We start from the raw sequence: 15,158 nt of genomic DNA on the forward strand, positions 1-15,158 counted from the left end.
ACCCCCGCCGCCCACAAGGAGCCCGCCCGTGTCTGACCTCACCGCACCCCGCGCCGCCGCGCCCGGGGCCCCGGCCCGCGCCCTGACCCGCGCCCTGACCCACGGCCTGGTCATGGCCGCCCGCTGCACACGGCTGTCCATGCGCAACACCGACGCCCTGCTCACCTCGCTGATACTGCCGGTGATGCTGATGCTGGTGTTCGTCTACTTCTTCGGAGGGGCGATCGACACCGGCACCCGGTACATCACCTACGTCGTCCCCGGAGTGCTGGTGCTGTGCGCCGGCTACGGGGCCGCGGCGACGGCCGTCGGCGTCGCGGGCGACATGGCCGAGGGCGTCATCGACCGCTTCCGGTCCCTGGACGTCGGCGGCGCCTCCGTGCTGGCCGGGCACGTGGCGGCCAGTGCCGCGCGCAACGCCGCCGCGACGGCCGTGGTGCTCGCCGTCGCCTTCGCCATCGGCTTCCGGCCGGAGGCGGCCGCGGCCGGCTGGGCGGCCGCGGCGGGACTCCTGGCGGCCTACGTGCTGGCCCTGTCCTGGCTGTCCGCCGCGGTCGGCCTGCTCGCGAAGTCCCCCGAGGCCGCGAGCGGCTTCACCTTCCTCGTGCTGTTCCTGCCCTACCCGAGCAGCGCCTTCGTCCCCGTGGAGACCATGCCGGGCTGGCTCCACGGCTTCGCCGGGCACCAGCCCGTCACCCCGCTCATCGAGTCGCTGCGGGGGCTGCTGCTGGGACAGCCGGTCGGTGGCGCTCCCTGGCAGGCGCTGGCCTGGTGCGCCGGGATCCTCGCCGTCTCCGTCGCGGCCTCCGGGGCGCTCTTCCGCCGCCGCACGGCGTGAGAACCGGGCGGGCCCGAAAGGCGGGCCCGCCCGGCAACGGGGAGGGGAGGGGGCTCAGAAGTCGCCCCCGCCTCCGAAGCCTCCGCCTCCGAAACCTCCGCCGAAATCGCCTCCGCCCCCGAAGCCTCCGCCGAAGTCCCCGCCGTTCTCGCCGCCGTAGCCCCAGCCGGGCCCGTAGCCGTAGCCCCAGCCGCCCATGCTGCTGCCCAGGACCGTTCCGAAGAGCAGGCCCGGCAGCAGCATCGAGCCGTAGCCGCCGTAGTAGCCGCCCATCCACGGACCGTAGGCCGGGCCCGCGTCCCAGTAGGGCACCCGCTCGCCGGTCGCCGTCGGTACGGTCCGTACCGCCGGGTCCAGGCCGTCGTCGAGCCGGGCGGCGTCGGCCGCGCAGACCGGTACCTCGCGGGGCGAGCCGCCCGGGGGCGCCCACTCCACATCGCGCACGGACGGCCCGTGCCGGGGATCGAAGAAGCACGGCGGCCGCCGCTGGGGCAGCTCCCGCCCCTCCCGCCGGGCGTCCAGCACAGCCAGGGCGAACCGGCCGTCCTCCAGCGCCTCGGACACCGCCCGTACGTCACCGGGACGGCGGGCGGAGTCCGAGGCGTCCTTGGCTCTCTCGTAGGCGTCCAGGGCCCGCCGGTAGTCGTCGAGCATCTCCGGGGTGACACCGGGGGCGGAGGGGGAGAAGTCGAGCCGGTCCAGGGCCTCGCCGTAGGAGGTGATGTCCTCCTGGACCGCCGCCCGCACCTGCTCCAGTTCGGCGCGCTCCTCCTCCTGCCGCCGCTTGCGCGAGCGCCGCGTCAGGAACAGGCCGCCGAGCGCGAGCACCGCCAGTACGGCCAGGAAGCCCACCAGGACGCCGGTGCCGCCGGTGCCGCCGGTGGTGTCCCGGTCGCCGTAACCGCCCGTGCCGCCGTCGGTGCGCGCGGCCGACTGCACGTCGGTGACGAAACCGCCGAGGATCCGGTCCGGTTCGCCGGAGTGCTCCCGCAGGTTGCGCTGGGCCAGCTCACTGGCGGTCGAACCGGCCAGCACGCCGGCGTCCGAGGCCGCGCCGAACTGCGAGCCCAGCGCGACGGCGTACACGCCGGGGCGTCCCACCTCCGAACGCAGCCGGTCGAAGACGGCGTCGCCCCCGTAGGAGGGGTCGTCGGGCAGGACGGCGATGTAGACGGGGACGTCGCCGGCCCGGATCTGTTCGGTGAGGCGGTCGGCCTCGGACGCGGAGAGCTTGTCGGAGGCGGCCGGATCGACGTAGACGGGGTCGTCCCGCAGCGCGGCGGCGACCCCGTCGAGGTCGGTGGCCGCCCGGGCGCCGCCCGCGGGGGTGAGGAGGGCGGTGGCGAGGGCGAGCAGGACGGCCCAGAGCAGAGTCGCCCGCCGCCCCCGGAGTATGTGAGAGATGGGGCGGTTTGTCCTCATGGTGTCCCGCTACCCAGCCGTCGTCCGGTCACCCGGGAACGCCGGGGAAAAGTCCGCGCGGGCGCGCGAGCGGGGCCCGGTGCGCGGGAACATCCCAGAGTGGTTTACGGTTGAACCAGATGCGGGTGCCGGTGGACGCGAACGCGCCTCTTCCCCCGGGCGCCGCCCTCCGGACACCCGCCTCCCAACCGGCCCCGGTCGAGTTCTCCCCCGTCTCGGCCGGGGCCCTCCCTCCTCGGGCGGGCGCCCGGGAACCGGGAGCCGCCGGAGCGCGGCCGTACCATGGAGGACGCCCCGGCCGTCCGGAGCGGGAGTCCCGCCCGGCCCTCCTCCATCCCCGCACGGATCCCAGCTCTGCACGGAGGCCGCGTTGTCCTCGATCTCGATCGGAACCGCCCGCCACTTCCACCCCGCGGGAACCCCCGGGGACGTCTGCCGCGACCACAACCGCGCCGCCCTGGCCACAGTGGTGGCCGCCGAGGCGCGCCGCAGGGGACACGGGCCCGACCTGAGTGACGAGCAGATCGACGAGTGCGCCGAGTCCACCGGGCGCAAGTCCCCCTCGCCCACCTCCCGGAAGGCGATCCGGGCGGCCCTCGGGCCGCCGATCACCCCCGAGGACGCACCGGAGACCGTGGCGGCGGCCGTCTTCGACGCGCTGCCCTCGAACCCGGTACGGGTGATCGGGCGTGACGGCCGGGAGTTCTTCCTGGTGCCACTCCCGGCCACCGCCTGACGGACAGCGCCCGGCGCTCCCTGGTTCCGTCCCTCGGGAGCGGTCCGGGCGGGCCCGGGTCACTCGGGCCGGCGCTGCGCCTCACCCGGCTCTCTCCAGTCCAGGACCTCACGGGTCTCGCGCAGTATTCGCTCGGCCGCCTCGCGCGTCTCGGTGGGTACGTCCCCGAGCTCCTCCAGCAGACCCTCGTAGATCGGCGGGTGCTCGGTCCGGGTCGCGGTGGTCGCCATGGTGCGGATCCTCTCTCTCGTGTCACGGGTGCCGTGAGCGACCCGTGGTGCGGCCGTTCGCCGCGCCCCAGATCGTTTCACGTGCCGGTCGCGCGCCCGCCGCCGCGCCCGCGATCCGGGCACGCCCGCCGCGGCCGCGGACCAGCGGGCGGCTACCCGCGGCGGCGCCGGTCATGCCCCGGACCGGGGAGACCTGCGCCACCCGCCGCGGCGGCGATGAGTTCCCCGCACCGCGTCGGTCTCCACACACGCGCGCCCGTACGGCGCCGCGCGAACCGGCGCACCCGGGAGAGGAAGGAACGCGAGATGACCGAGATGCCCGATCTGGAACCCCCGGCCCGGTGTATGGCCCTGGTGCTGGAGGGGGTCGCGGACGAGCGGCTCCCCGCGCCGACCCCCTGCGAGGGGAGCACCGTCGGCGACCTGATCCACCATGTGCTCGGCCTGAGTGTCGCCTTCCGGGACGCCGCTCGCAAGGACCTGGGGCCTGCCACCCGGACCGACCCCTCCGCCTCCCGGCCCTCGGCCGCGCTGCTGCCCGCCGACTGGCGCGCCGCCGTACCCCGCGCCCTGGACGGACTCGTCGCGGCATGGCGGGAGCCGGCGGCGTGGGAGGGCACCACCCAGGCGGGCGGCGTCACACTGCCGGCCGCGGTGGCCGGGCGTGTCGCCCTGAACGAACTCCTCATCCACGGCTGGGACATCGCCCGCGCCACCGGCCAGGACTACGACTGCGACGAGGCGAGCCTGCGGGTCTCGGTCGACCTGCTGTCGCAGTCGGCGGACGAGGCGGAGAGGGCGGGCGTGTTCGGCCCCGTCGTCGAGGTCCTCGACGGCTCCCCGCTGCTGGACCGCGCCGTCGGCCTCAGCGGCAGGGAACCCTCGTGGAACCCCGGGGCCGCTTCGGGGCGTCTGGGCTAGCATCGAAGACGGCCCACGGGCGGACGGGGGCGCAGGGGAGCGAACCGAGGGAGAGGGGGCGCGGGTGTCGTACGGCAGGCGCTCGGGCCGGATGCGCGCCCCCCGTACGGTGCGGTTGCGCACCACCCTCTGGCCGCTCGCCCTCCTGGTCCCACCGGCGCTGACGGCGCTGCTGATGCTCCTGACGGGCCTCCAGCCCGCCCACGGCGGCGGCCTGGCGGAGGCCGTCACCGCCCTCGCCGCCACCGTCGCCGCGAGCACGGCGCTCGCCGTGGCCGCCCTCCTGGCCGCGTGCCGCGCCCGGCCCGCGCCGCCCGCGCGTGTCCGCACCGCCCTGCGCGACCGGGAGCGCCGCACAGCCTTCCTGCCGCAGCGCGACCCCGACGCCTCGGGCCGCCCGCGGCCCCGGGCGCCCGGCCGTCCCCTCCCGACGGCCGGGTAGGCGCGGGAGAACCCCGGCGGATCCCCTGCCGGAGCCGCGCCCGCACGGCTCGTCACGCCGACATCCGATCAGTCCGGCACGACGAGGCCCCGGGAGGGCTCAGCCATGTCCGTCATCGTCCATCTCCTCGCGCTGCTGGCCGGCGCGCTCGAACCGATCTTCGCCACCTTCGCGACCGCCGCCGCGATCGTGGTGGCCACCGTGGGCGTACGCGCCCTGCTCCACCCCCTGGCCCGGGCCGGGGCACGGGCGGAGAAGGCCCGCGCCCGCCTCGCCCCGCAGACCGCCGAGCTCAGAAAGCGGCACGCCGCCGATCCCGAGCGGCTGCGGCGCGCCCTGCTGGAACTGCACACCCGTGAGGGCGTCTCACCGGCGGCGGGCTGCCTGCCCATGCTGGCGCAGCTGCCGGTCTTCTTCGTGATGTACCGGCTGTTCACGGCGGAGCGGGTGGGCGGCGAACCCAACGGGCTGCTGGAGGACCGGCTGGGAGCGGCCCCGCTGGGCGGCGTCTACGCCGACGCGCTCGCGGACGGCGGGGTCCTCGGCCCGCAGGGGCTGGTGTACCTCGGCCTGTTCGCGGTGATCGCCGCCGTGGCGGCCTGGACGTGCCGGCGGGCGCGCGCGGCGGCGCACCGGATGGAGCTGCCCGGGGCGCCGGGCCTGGCGAGGCTCCTGCCGCTGCTCTCCTTCGGCACCCTGGTGACCGCCGCGTTCGTCCCGCTGGCCGCCGGGATCTACCTGGCCACGACCACGGCGTGGACGGCGGCGGAGCGGGCACTGCTGCACCGCGAACGCGGTACGGTCACGCCGTGCCGGACAGCCCCTCGCGCTGGAGGATGTCCCGCGCCCGGTCGGCGTGCCCGCCGCGCACGATGACGTCGTAGCGGGCGGCTGCCAGGGACCGGGTGGAGGAGAAGTCACGCCTCCCGCCGGTCGCGGCGTGGCCGACGAACCCGAAGACCGCCCCCCACAGCGCACCGATGAGGATGCCGCCGAGGATCAGCCCGAGCCAGGCCCCGCCGGTGGTGAACAGCCCCACCAGCAGACCGATGAAGAGGCCGAACCAGGCGCCGCTGGCGGCCCCCATGGCGGCCGCCCGGCCCTTGGTCATCCGCCCGGTGACATGCTCGACCAGGCGCAGGTCGGAGCCGACGATGTCGATGTGCTCGACGGGGAACCTCTCGTCGGAGAGGCGGTCCACGGCGGTCTGGGCCTCCTCGTAGGAGGAATAGCCGGCCACCGTGTTCCAGGCGTCGCTGACCGGGTTCACGGGGTTCGGTTCGATGCTGGCCATCTCGCACTCTCCTTGTCGGGATGTCCGTTATGGCCCGCCTTCCCCGGCGGCCGCGCCTTCATGGGCGCCGGGGAGGGCGAAAGGCCGCCCGCGGGCGTCAGGCGGTGAGCAGCACGCCCGCGTAGGAGACCCCGGCGACGACCACCCACGAGCAGGCGCCGAGCACGGCCAGCCGCACGCCGGTGCGCGCCAGGGTGGGCAGGTGGACGGCACTGCCCAGACCGACGAGCGCGGCGGCCAGGACGAACTCCCGGACCGCCGCGGCGGCCTCCAGCGCGCCGGCCGGGACGGCCCCGGTGGTGCGCAGGGCCACCGCCGCCAGGAACCCGGCCACGAACAGCGGAACCAGCGCGGGGCGCCTGCCGCCGGGCCCCCCGTCACCGGGTGCCCGGCCGCGCCGGACCGCCGAGACGGCCACCGCCGCGACCAGCGGAGCCAGCAGCAGCACCCGCATCAGCTTCACCAGCACCGCCTCGCCCAGCGCCGCCCCGCCCGCGGTCTGGGCGGCCGCCACCACCTGGCCCACGTCGTGCACCCCGGCGCCGACCCAGCGTCCGAACTGGGCGCTGTCCAGACCGAGGGGATGGTGCAGCAGCGGCAGGACGACGATGGCCAGCGTGCCGCACAGGGTCACCAGGGCGACGGAGGCGGCCGTGTCCCGCTCGTCGCTGCCGCGGGCCTCGCCGACCGCGCCGATCGCGGAGGCCCCGCAGATCGAGTAGCCGGTGGCCACCAGCAGTGGCTGGTCCCCGCGCAGGCCGAGCCGGCGGCCCAGCCACAGGGTGCCGGAGAAGGTCGCGGCCACCACCGTCAGCACCATGCCGACGGTCGCCCAGCCCAGGCCCAGTACGTCGCCCAGGCTCAGTTCCAGACCCAGCAGCACCACACCGGCGCGCATCAGCCGCTTCCCGGCCAGGGAGAGTCCGGGGCGGCCGGAGCCGGAGGCGAACCGGCCCGTCCCCGGGAGGTGGGCGGCGGCGACGCCCAGCACGACCGCCGCGGTCAGCATCGGCACGCCCGGCAGCAGCCGGTGCACGGCCCAGGCCAGTGCCGTGCCGGCCGCGGCGAGGGCGAGACCGGGCAGCGGGCCCGGCGCGTCCCGGTGCGGGGGGTTCGGCCCTGCCGGACGCGCCGCGGGGCGCTCGCCGCCGCCGTGCTCGCCGCCGTAACCGTCGCCGTGCTCGCCGGTGTGCCGCCGCGGACGCTGTCCGAGCAGCGCCATCAGCGGTCGGCGGGGAGGTCGTAGACCCGGCGGACGCTGCTGCCCAGCCGGGAGACGTCGGCTCCGTAGACGTGGATGGACACGGCCTTGTCCGAGCCGCCGTTCCAGACCCGGTGGATGTCGCCGGGGGGCGCGAAACCGCACACCGAGCCCTGCGGGTTCACCACGTCCCCGGTGGCGGTCAGCCGTGCCCGGCCGCCCGGGGAGTCGGCGGGCAGCAGCCGGTAGCGGCGCTCGTGCTCCTCGCCCTGGTGGACTCCGGTGACGCACCAGGAGACGTGGTCGTGCACGGAGGTGCGCTGGCCCGGCAGCCAGACGAGGGCCACGACCGAGAAACTGCCGTCGGCCTCGGCGTGCAGCAGGTGCTGGCGGTAGCGCTCGGGGTCGCCCTCGCACTGCCCGGGGGTGAGCAGTCCGGGGGCGCCCAGGTGGGGCGCCAGCTTCTCTCCGACCAGATGCGCGGTCGGGTCCGGCGGCAGGCCCCGCCCCACGGCCGCGCGGATGTCCGCGACGAGGGCGGCGAGGCGGTCGGTCGCCCGCGGGCCGGCGGCGCGGGCGGCCGGCCGGGTGGCGGTGTGTGTCGTGGAGGAGAGCGAAGCGGCCATGTCCGCAGCGTCGCGCCGATCTCCCATCACGTCCAACGAGGGTTTCTTCGCGGTTCCCAAAATTCCGCTTATGGAAGAGCGCGGGGACGGGCCGGGGCGGGGGAGGGCCGCCCGGCGGCCGGCCTCAGCAGCCGGTGCGGTTCGCGGCCACCGCCCGCAGCTCCTGGAGCACCAGCGCGGTGGCCGGTATCCGCAGATGCTCGCGGAGCACGTACGCCGAGACCTGCCGCCGGGCGGCCGGGTCCAGGGCGCGTCCGGTGACCTTCCGGTGGACCAGGAAGGACAGCACCAGCCCCGGCATCATGGCGATGCCCAGCCCCTCGGCGACCAGGCTCTGCACCACCAGGTTGTCGTCGGTGGTGAAGACGATGTCGGGGGCGAAGCCCAGTTCGGCGCACTCGTGCAGGAAGTTGGTGCGGCAGCGCAGGCACCCGGCGATCCACCGCTCGTCCGCCAGCTCCGCCAGCCGTACCGCCCGCCGCCGCGCCATCGGATGCCCGGTGGGCAGCAGTACGGTGAGCTGGTCCTCCAGCAGCGGTATCTCCACCAGTTCCCCGGGCACCTGCTCGCGCAGCCCGGGATAGGTGAAGGCCAGGGTGATGTCGCACTCACCGCGCACCACGCGGTCCAGCGACTCCGGCGGCTCGCTCTCCTGGAGCTCGACGCGCACCCCGGGGTGGTCGGCGGCCAGCCGCGCCAGCGCCTCCGGCACCAGGGTGGCCCCGGCGCTGGGGAACGCGCACACCCGCACCCGTCCCGCACGCAGCCTGGTCAGCGCCGTCATCTGCCGCTGGGCGGCCTCCATGCTGCCCAGGATCACGCCGGCGTGCCGGGACAGGGCCTCGCCCGCCTCGGTGAGCCGCATCCGGCGGCCGGCCCGCAGGAAGAGCGGAGTGCCCACGGTCCGCTCCAGCGCCTTCATCTGCTGGGTGATCGCGGGCTGTGTGTACCCCAGGGAGCGGGCCGCCGCCGAGTACGAACCGGTGCGGACCACCTCGTGGAAGGTCCTGATGTGCCGCGAATCGAACATGCCGGAACGATAAACGGAATTTAGAGCTGGCGAGGGACCGTTACGAGCCTTCGACGGAGCGCGTACGGCCCGCCGTGCACCGTGAGGACGCCCGTGAGGCCACCCGTGAGGGCGCCGGCTAAGGACGTTCGCCGAGCACCGTCATGGTCCGGCCGATCAGGCCGGGCACGTCCGCGTCCCGCACCCCCTCCATCAGCCAGTCGCCCAGCCGCACGGAGTTCTCCACGACCATGCGCACCCGCGGCATGCGGCGCTCCCGGTAGGCGGCCAGCGTCCTCTCGTCCCAGTCGGCGCCGCCGGTGAGCAGCTCGGCGAGGACGAGGGCGTCCTCCAGGGACATCGCCGCCCCCTGGGCGAGGGTGGGAGGACAGGCGTGGGCCGCGTCCCCGGCCAGCACGACCCGGCCGCGGTGCCACGGACCCTCGACCAGAAGCCGGTGGAACCAGGTGTAGTTGACCGCGCGGTCCTCGGTGATGGAGGCGCGGATCTCCTCCCAGGCGCCGCCGTAGCCCGAGGCCAGGGCACGCATCTCGGCGGCGTACGAGGACGGGGACAGCTCGGCCCGCTCCCGCGCGGGCTCGACCAGATAGGCGTAGAGGGTGTCCTCGCCGGTGGGGCAGTAGCCCGCGATGTAGGCGGGACCGCCGTAGGCCAGGTCGGTGCGCTCCACACTCCGCGGGCGGGGCGCGGTGACACGCCAGATGCCCATCCCGGTGGGCTCGGGCCGGTCCTCGATCCCGGCCATGGCACGGGTGGGGGAGCCCAGCCCGTCGGCGGCCACCACCAGGTCGTAGCGCCCGGCCGTGCCGTCGGTGAGGCGGACGTCCACCCCGTCGCCGTCCTGCTCCAGGGACTCCACCGCGCAGCCGAGCCGGACGCGGACCCCGGCCGCGCGTACGGCGCCGGTCAGGACGCGCTGGAGGTCTGGGCGGCGTATGCCGACAGTGGCGGGGAGTCCGGGACCGCCGGTGCGGATGTCCTCGGCGACGTGCAGCACGGTGCCGTCGGGCGCGATCAGCCCGAGGGTGTCGAAACCGAAGCCCTCCCGGCCGACCTCCTCCCACACGCCCACCTCGCGCAGCACCCGCAGGGCGTTGCCCTGGAGGGTGATGCCGGAGCCCTGGACGCTCCAGTCGGGGGAGACCTCGACCAGATCGACTCCGATGCCTGCGCGGCGCAGCAGGACGGCCAGGGCGTTGCCGCAGATCCCGCCTCCGACGATGAGAACGGTACGGGCCGGGGACATGGGTTCCTTTCGGGAAGGGCGCGCCGGGTGAAGGGCATGCCGGGGGCACGCGCCGGGCGCCGGAGCGCGCCGGCGAGCGGATGAAGGCGGACGGGAGGGGCGGCGGCCTTCGCCGCCGGTCAGCCGGCCGGTTCGCGGACCGGCGCGGACCGGGCCATCAGCAGGTCGATCAGGGCCACCAGCAGATCGCGGCCGGCCTCCGGCCGCCGTACGTCCCCCATCAGCAGCGGGACGCCCGGATCGAGGTCGAGGGCGTCGCGCACCTCCTGCTCGGTGCGGTCGCAGCGGCCGTGGAAGCAGTTGACACCCACCACGAAGGGGATGCCCCGGCTCTCGAAGAAGTCGATGGAGGCGAAGCTGACGTCCAGCCGCCGGGTGTCGACCAGGACGACCGCGCCCAGGGCGCCGTTGACCAGGTCGTTCCACATGAACCAGAAGCGCTCCTGGCCCGGGGTGCCGAAGAGGTAGACCACCAGTTCCGGGTTGACGGTGATCCGGCCGAAGTCGAGCGCCACCGTGGTGGTGTTCTTCTCCGCGAGACCGCCGGTGTCGTCCACCCCGACGCTGGCCTCGGTCAGGTACTCCTCGGTGCGCAGGGGGGCCACCTCGCTGACCGCCCCCACCATCGTGGTCTTGCCCACTCCGAAACCCCCGGCGACGAGGATCTTGACGGCCAGGGGGCCCGTCGTAGCGTCAGAGTCTCTGGAGCCCATCCCTCACCGCCTGAAGAATTTCAACGTCAAGTCCACCACTTCTCTCGGCCGCCAGGGGCGGACGGGTCGTCACCGCGCCGAGCTCCACGAGATCGCCGATCAGGATCTTCGTCACCGACACGGGCAGGTCCAGCTCAGCGGCGATCTCCGCCACCGCGGCCGGCTCGCGGCACTGCTCGACGATGGCCCGGTGCTCCGGCTCCAGCCGCCGCCCGGCGGGCCGGCCCTCCTCGGGCCCGACCGTCGTCACCACCGTGATCAGGGTGAGGTCGTCGCGCCGCGGAGCGGTGCGGCCGCGGGTGATGGTGTACGGCCGGACCAGTGAGTCCTCTTCCCCGCCGTCGGACTCCAGGCTGTCCGTCCAGTGGTTCACCCACGTCCACCCCCGCCGGAGGCCGAGGCGTCGGACCGGGTCTCGGTGCCGAGCTTCTGGCCGACCTGCTGGACGAGGGTGTGCATGGCCACGGCCATCACCTCCGCGTCCACGTCCTGGGAGGCGACGACGGCCAGATGGGTGCCCTTGCCGGCCGCGGTGATGAACAGCCACAGATTGGCCAGCTCCACGATGACCTGCTGCACCGGACCGCCGTCGAACAGTTCGTCGACACCGCGGGCCAGGCTCTGCTGGCCGGTGGCCACGGCCGCCAGCCGCTCGGCGGCGGTGCGCTCGATGGTGCCCGACTGGCTTATCACCAGCCCGTCGTCCGACAGGACGATGGCGTGCCGGGTGCCCGGCACCTGCTCGACCAGACCGTCCAGCAGCCAGTCCAGGTCTTGGTTGGTGGCGGTGGTTCGCTGTGTCATGTTCGGTCTTCCGTCTTGGGTCGGCTCTGACCCGGCGTGCTGCCGCCGGTCGTGGAGGGGGCGTCGGGGTCGGCGGTCCGCTGCCTGGCGATGCGGGACTGCCGCTGGAAGGCGCCGATGGCCGCGCCGGAACGGGCGGGCTCCGGGCGCAGGGTGAGCGTGTCCTCGTCCGGGGCGGGAGCCTTCCGGACGGCCGGCTTGCGCAGCTCGGGGGCGAGGCTGGCCTGGCGGACCCGTTTGGGCAGCGGCTTGTCCGCCGTGTCGGCGGGGTGCTCCGCGGCCTCCTCCGCGCCCCTGCCCGCGTCCTTCTCCGCGTCACCGGCCGCGCCGGTGCCGTCGTGCCGGGCCTCCTCGGCGTCCTTGGTCCCCCCGGCGGTCCCGGCGCCCCGGGCGGTCCCGGTCCCCTCGGCGGACGGCGGGTCCGCCGGGGCGGGGACGACCGCGGACATCGCCCGGCCGCGGGACCGCACGGGCAGCGGCGCGGGTGGTCCGTCGTCGGACGGCACGTTCTCCCGGCCGCCTGCGCTCCCGCTCCCGGCGGCCGCCTCCCGGCGCGCGGGGGTCCTTCGGGGAGCGTCGTCGGCGGGCCTGTCCGCGACGAGTTCCTCGGGGACGTGGACGATCACCCGGGTGCCGCCGAACACCGACGGCCGGAACTCGACCCCCAGGCCCAGGCCGGAGGCGAGCCGCGCGACCACGTACAGGCCCAGCCGGACGTCATCGGCACGGGAGAGCATGTCGGCGCGGGGCGGGTCGGCGATGAGCCGGTTGACCCGCTCGTACTCGTCCGGCTCCATGCCCAGGCCGCGGTCCTCGATCTCCACGACCAGGCCCCGCCCGACCATGCCGGCCCGCACCTCCACCGGGGTGGGCGGCTTGGAGAACGCGGCGGCGTTCTCCATCAACTCGGCCAGCACGTGCACCACCGGTCCCACGGCGCGGCCGGTCAGCCAGGGCCGGCCCTCGACCTCGACCTGGATGCGGCGGTAGTCCTGCACCTCGCCCAGCGCGGCGCGCAGCACGTCCAGCACCTTCACCGGCTTGCGCCAGCGCCGCTGCGGCTGGCCGCCGCCGAGGATGACTAGGTTCTCCTCGTAGCGGCGCAGACGGGCCGTCAGATGGTCGAGGTCGAACAGGCCCTCCAGCACCTCCGGGTCCTCGTGGCGGCGCTCCATCTCGTCGAGCTTCTTCATCTGGAGGCCGATGAGCAGCTGGGTGCGGCGGGCGATGCGCTGGAGCAGGCGCTCGAAGCCGCGGTGCTGCTCGACCTCCCGTACGGCGGTCTCGACGGCGCTGCGGCCCGCGAGGTTGAGCGCCTGGCCCAGCCGGCCCAGCTCGTCGTTCTCATGACCGACCCGGGGCACCTCGGCCTCGGTGTCGACCGTCTCGCCGCGGCGCAGCCGCTCGACGACCTCCGGCAGCTTCCTCTCCAGCTCCAGGGCGTCCTGACGCAGAGAGGTGATACGCCGTCGCAGGCCGCCCGCGATCCGCAGGCTGAGCGTGACGATCAGGAGGACCGCCGCCAGGCTGATGGCGGCGACGACCGTCATACGGCGCTCCAGGGCCGCCACCGCCTCGTCACCGACCTGGTTGATGTCGATGGTCCGGTTCATGATCAGCTTCTGGAACTGCGGGGTGAGCGCGTCCACCGACCTGCGCCACTCGGCCTCGGAGTCGGGCAGGGGCACACCGGACTCCCCGTTGTGGGAGTGCGCCCCCAGCAGCACCCGCTCCGTCTCGGCCTTGCCCAGCCAGTGGCTGTTGGTGGTCATCTGGCGGTAGAGCAGGAGGTCCTCGTGTGGCAGGTGGGGCGCGATCCGGCTCTCCAGCAGGAACTGCTGGGCGCCGATCCACTCGGTCAGGCTGGAGTGCTCACTGTTGGTGAGCCGGCCGGAGTCCCAGCCGCGGGCGAGCAGGGCGTCCTCGCGGGAGAGCATCTCCTTGGCCCAGAACAGGTCGATCAGGACCCTGGCGCGGGCCGTCACCTCGCTGTTCTCCGAACGGCTCAGGGTCTCGAACAGGCGCAGGTCGACGGCGATCAGCTCGGTGAAGTAGCGGAAGACGTCGGCCTGGCTCGCCACCCCGTTGTCCACGCTCTGGCGGATGCGGTCGATGCGGAGCATGTCCGAGCGGGTCAGCTCGACGATCTCCCGCAGGTCCTCGGGCGCGTTGGAGGCGTCGATGCCGGACAGCGAGCGGAAGGCGCGCAGGGCCTCGTCCGTCCGGGCACGCTGCTCGCGCAGGGCGGTGCGGGTCGGACCGTCGGGCCCGGCCAGCATCTCGGCGCTCAGGCGCCGCTCCTCCTGGAGGTTGAAGTAGACGGCGTTGGCCGGGGTGCCGGCGCGGGCGGCGAGGGTCTTCTCGTCTTTCTGGACCTCCCACTCCCGCGCCCACTGGCCGGTGCTCACACCCCACAGGGCGATCATGGCGAGGCTGGGCACGACGGCCAGGGCGAGCAGGGCCGCCCGGATCGACTTCGGGCGCAGTGAACTCAGACGGAACGTTTTGCTCGTCGGCCGACCCTGCCGTCTCGGCACACGGGTGCGCAGTGCCATCTCTCCCCAGCAGTGGTTCACGGTGACGGGTCGCCGCTGGTGAGAGCGGCGAAGGACGGAGCGATGTTAGTCATACGCAGTGTCAAAAGAAAACAGCTGAGGGCGTACCCCGCATCACCTGACAGCGTGTCCGGCCGGGCTCCCGTCCCCGCCTCGCCGCGGCCCCCGTACGGCGGCGTCGGCCAAATGGTTGAAAACTGGACGAAGGCGCGGGAGCGGTGGCGGGCGGCCGGCTCCGGGCGGCGGGACCACCGCGACCGTCCACGCCCCCGGGCATGGACGGTCGCGGGGTTTCCCGCCGCGAACCGGGGTGGCCGCACGCCGACGGTGTACGGCCACCCCGAATCGCGCGCCGGCGGGGATCAGCGGCCGCGCAGCCGCTCCGTCTCGCGCCGCTCCCGCTTGGTCGGGCGGCCGGCGCCGCGGTCGCGCCGGGCCACCGGGGCGGCGTACTCGCGCGGGGGCGGGGGCGGGCTGTTGTCGACGAAGCAATCCGCCGCGACCGCGGCGCCGACCCGCTTGCGCACCAGGCGCGTGACGACGACGATCCGGTCGCGGCCCAGGTGGCGCAGCCGCACCTCGTCGCCGGGGCGCACCGGATGGGAGGGCTTCACCCGGTCGCCGTTGATGCGGACGTGGCCTCCCCGGCAGGCGGCGGCGGCCGTCGAACGTGTCTTGGTGAGCCGGACGGACCAGATCCAGCTGTCGATCCGCACGCTCCCCTCGTCTGCAGCCATGCCCCCGACTCTAGAGGAGTGCGCCGCCCGGCGGGGGCCGGACCGGCCCCTTCGCCCTTCGCCTCCGCAATGACGGCCCCCGTGGGGGCGTGCGGGCCGTGCGGGCGCCGCGGAAAACCCCGGTGGGAGGTCTTGACGGGCGGCGCTGACGGGAGGAAGGTCTGGCAGCGAGCATGGGAGCGCTCCCATCAAGTGGTGGGCCGTACCGCGGGGGAGCGCTCCGTCGGATCGTCCACGTCAGGAGCCGGGAACGTGCAGAGACGCAGAAGAGGCACCGTCGCAGCCGCAGCGGCGGCCGCCGCACTGGCGCTGGTCGCCGGGGCCGGGGCGGCCGGGGCCGCCGACCGGGCCGAAGGGGAGACG

Annotated in this window: 17 protein-coding genes; 5 read left to right on the plus strand and 12 right to left on the minus strand. The window is 74.8% G+C overall.

Annotated features, from left to right (window positions below; genetic code table 11):
- Positions 1-112 precede the first annotated feature (112 nt).
- Positions 113-838 carry an ABC transporter permease gene (locus tag L7D48_RS15220; protein ID WP_237879993.1) on the plus strand — a complete coding sequence of 242 codons (726 nt, stop codon included), beginning with the start codon at positions 113-115 and terminating at the stop codon, positions 836-838.
- A 54-nt stretch (positions 839-892) separates the two neighbouring features.
- Here L7D48_RS15220 and L7D48_RS15225 read toward each other — a convergent pair whose 3' ends face one another.
- A complete protein-coding gene (locus L7D48_RS15225; protein ID WP_237879980.1) occupies positions 893-2,260 on the minus strand; it encodes a hypothetical protein in 1,368 nt (455 codons plus the stop codon).
- 370 nt (positions 2,261-2,630) lie between these two features.
- Between L7D48_RS15225 and L7D48_RS15230 the strand changes: the two genes are divergently transcribed.
- Positions 2,631-2,996 carry a hypothetical protein gene (locus tag L7D48_RS15230; protein ID WP_237879981.1) on the plus strand — a complete coding sequence of 122 codons (366 nt, stop codon included), beginning with the start codon at positions 2,631-2,633 and terminating at the stop codon, positions 2,994-2,996.
- Positions 2,997-3,055: 59 nt separating this feature from the next.
- Here the strand turns inward: L7D48_RS15230 and L7D48_RS15235 are convergent, their stop codons facing one another.
- Complete coding sequence (locus L7D48_RS15235) at positions 3,056-3,226, minus strand: hypothetical protein (protein ID WP_177213962.1); 171 nt, start codon at positions 3,224-3,226, stop codon at positions 3,056-3,058.
- 306 nt (positions 3,227-3,532) lie between these two features.
- Here L7D48_RS15235 and L7D48_RS15240 point away from each other — a divergent pair, with 306 nt between their 5' ends.
- The 3 genes from L7D48_RS15240 to L7D48_RS15250 all read left to right on the plus strand — a co-directional run bounded on the left by L7D48_RS15240 (position 3,533) and on the right by L7D48_RS15250 (position 5,465).
- Entirely contained in the window at positions 3,533-4,147 is a 615-nt protein-coding gene (locus tag L7D48_RS15240) for a TIGR03086 family metal-binding protein (RefSeq protein WP_237879982.1), read from the plus strand.
- 175 nt (positions 4,148-4,322) lie between these two features.
- Positions 4,323-4,589: a DUF6412 domain-containing protein gene (locus L7D48_RS15245; RefSeq protein WP_237879994.1), complete on the plus strand. Its 267-nt coding sequence runs from the start codon at positions 4,323-4,325 to the stop codon at positions 4,587-4,589.
- Positions 4,590-4,694: 105 nt separating this feature from the next.
- Entirely contained in the window at positions 4,695-5,465 is a 771-nt protein-coding gene (locus L7D48_RS15250; RefSeq protein ID WP_237879983.1) for a membrane protein insertase YidC, read from the plus strand.
- Here the strand turns inward: L7D48_RS15250 and L7D48_RS15255 are convergent.
- From L7D48_RS15255 to L7D48_RS15300, 10 genes are all read right to left on the minus strand, one after another.
- A complete protein-coding gene (locus tag L7D48_RS15255) occupies positions 5,392-5,883 on the minus strand; it encodes a general stress protein (RefSeq protein WP_237879984.1) in 492 nt (163 codons plus the stop codon). The genes L7D48_RS15250 and L7D48_RS15255 overlap by 74 nt on opposite strands.
- A gap of 97 nt (positions 5,884-5,980) precedes the next feature.
- A complete protein-coding gene (locus tag L7D48_RS15260; protein WP_237879985.1) occupies positions 5,981-7,105 on the minus strand; it encodes a YeiH family protein in 1,125 nt (374 codons plus the stop codon).
- Positions 7,105-7,710 (minus strand): cysteine dioxygenase family protein, encoded by a 606-nt coding sequence (locus L7D48_RS15265; RefSeq protein ID WP_237879986.1) that lies wholly within the window; start codon positions 7,708-7,710, stop codon positions 7,105-7,107. Before L7D48_RS15265 ends, L7D48_RS15260 begins: the two co-directional genes overlap by 1 nt.
- Positions 7,711-7,834: 124 nt before the next feature.
- A complete protein-coding gene (locus L7D48_RS15270; protein WP_237879987.1) occupies positions 7,835-8,740 on the minus strand; it encodes a LysR family transcriptional regulator in 906 nt (301 codons plus the stop codon).
- 118 nt (positions 8,741-8,858) lie between these two features.
- A complete protein-coding gene (locus tag L7D48_RS15275; RefSeq protein WP_237879988.1) occupies positions 8,859-9,986 on the minus strand; it encodes an FAD-dependent oxidoreductase in 1,128 nt (375 codons plus the stop codon).
- A 119-nt stretch (positions 9,987-10,105) separates the two neighbouring features.
- Complete coding sequence (locus L7D48_RS15280; protein WP_237879989.1) at positions 10,106-10,699, minus strand: ATP/GTP-binding protein; 594 nt, start codon at positions 10,697-10,699, stop codon at positions 10,106-10,108.
- On the minus strand, positions 10,680-11,072 hold the full coding sequence (locus L7D48_RS15285; RefSeq protein ID WP_237879990.1) for a DUF742 domain-containing protein: 393 nt from the start codon (positions 11,070-11,072) through the stop codon (positions 10,680-10,682). The genes L7D48_RS15280 and L7D48_RS15285 overlap by 20 nt, the downstream gene beginning before the upstream one ends.
- The gene (locus L7D48_RS15290) at positions 11,069-11,503 is read right to left on the minus strand and encodes a roadblock/LC7 domain-containing protein (protein WP_206350738.1); all 435 of its coding nucleotides are present in this window, start codon (positions 11,501-11,503) and stop codon (positions 11,069-11,071) included. Before L7D48_RS15290 ends, L7D48_RS15285 begins: the two co-directional genes overlap by 4 nt.
- Positions 11,500-14,058: a nitrate- and nitrite sensing domain-containing protein gene (locus L7D48_RS15295; RefSeq protein ID WP_237879991.1), complete on the minus strand. Its 2,559-nt coding sequence runs from the start codon at positions 14,056-14,058 to the stop codon at positions 11,500-11,502. Before L7D48_RS15295 ends, L7D48_RS15290 begins: the two co-directional genes overlap by 4 nt.
- Before the next feature lie 362 nt (positions 14,059-14,420).
- Positions 14,421-14,795, minus strand: a complete 375-nt coding sequence (locus L7D48_RS15300; RefSeq protein WP_237879992.1) for an RNA-binding S4 domain-containing protein — start codon at positions 14,793-14,795, stop codon at positions 14,421-14,423.
- Positions 14,796-15,158 lie beyond the last annotated feature (363 nt).

Source organism: Streptomyces sp. ICN903 (genome assembly GCF_022015835.1).
Taxonomy (GTDB): domain Bacteria; phylum Actinomycetota; class Actinomycetes; order Streptomycetales; family Streptomycetaceae; genus Streptomyces; species Streptomyces fenghuangensis.

What these genes read in the sequence shown, in the direction of transcription:
- L7D48_RS15220 (WP_237879993.1), top strand. Translation starts at nt 113, where the DNA reads ATGGCCGCCCGCTGCACACGGCTGTCCATGCGCAACACCGACGCCCTG.
- L7D48_RS15240 (WP_237879982.1), top strand. Translation starts at nt 3,533, where the DNA reads ATGACCGAGATGCCCGATCTGGAACCCCCGGCCCGGTGTATGGCCCTG.
- L7D48_RS15270 (WP_237879987.1), bottom strand. Translation starts at nt 8,740, where the DNA reads ATGTTCGATTCGCGGCACATCAGGACCTTCCACGAGGTGGTCCGCACC.
- L7D48_RS15260 (WP_237879985.1), bottom strand. Translation starts at nt 7,105, where the DNA reads ATGGCGCTGCTCGGACAGCGTCCGCGGCGGCACACCGGCGAGCACGGC.
- L7D48_RS15225 (WP_237879980.1), bottom strand. Translation starts at nt 2,260, where the DNA reads ATGAGGACAAACCGCCCCATCTCTCACATACTCCGGGGGCGGCGGGCG.
- L7D48_RS15245 (WP_237879994.1), top strand. Translation starts at nt 4,323, where the DNA reads ATGCTCCTGACGGGCCTCCAGCCCGCCCACGGCGGCGGCCTGGCGGAG.
- L7D48_RS15275 (WP_237879988.1), bottom strand. Translation starts at nt 9,986, where the DNA reads ATGTCCCCGGCCCGTACCGTTCTCATCGTCGGAGGCGGGATCTGCGGC.
- L7D48_RS15295 (WP_237879991.1), bottom strand. Translation starts at nt 14,058, where the DNA reads ATGGCACTGCGCACCCGTGTGCCGAGACGGCAGGGTCGGCCGACGAGC.
- L7D48_RS15280 (WP_237879989.1), bottom strand. Translation starts at nt 10,699, where the DNA reads ATGGGCTCCAGAGACTCTGACGCTACGACGGGCCCCCTGGCCGTCAAG.
- L7D48_RS15235 (WP_177213962.1), bottom strand. Translation starts at nt 3,226, where the DNA reads ATGGCGACCACCGCGACCCGGACCGAGCACCCGCCGATCTACGAGGGT.
- L7D48_RS15300 (WP_237879992.1), bottom strand. Translation starts at nt 14,795, where the DNA reads ATGGCTGCAGACGAGGGGAGCGTGCGGATCGACAGCTGGATCTGGTCC.
- L7D48_RS15250 (WP_237879983.1), top strand. Translation starts at nt 4,695, where the DNA reads ATGTCCGTCATCGTCCATCTCCTCGCGCTGCTGGCCGGCGCGCTCGAA.
- L7D48_RS15255 (WP_237879984.1), bottom strand. Translation starts at nt 5,883, where the DNA reads ATGGCCAGCATCGAACCGAACCCCGTGAACCCGGTCAGCGACGCCTGG.
- L7D48_RS15290 (WP_206350738.1), bottom strand. Translation starts at nt 11,503, where the DNA reads ATGACACAGCGAACCACCGCCACCAACCAAGACCTGGACTGGCTGCTG.
- L7D48_RS15265 (WP_237879986.1), bottom strand. Translation starts at nt 7,710, where the DNA reads ATGGCCGCTTCGCTCTCCTCCACGACACACACCGCCACCCGGCCGGCC.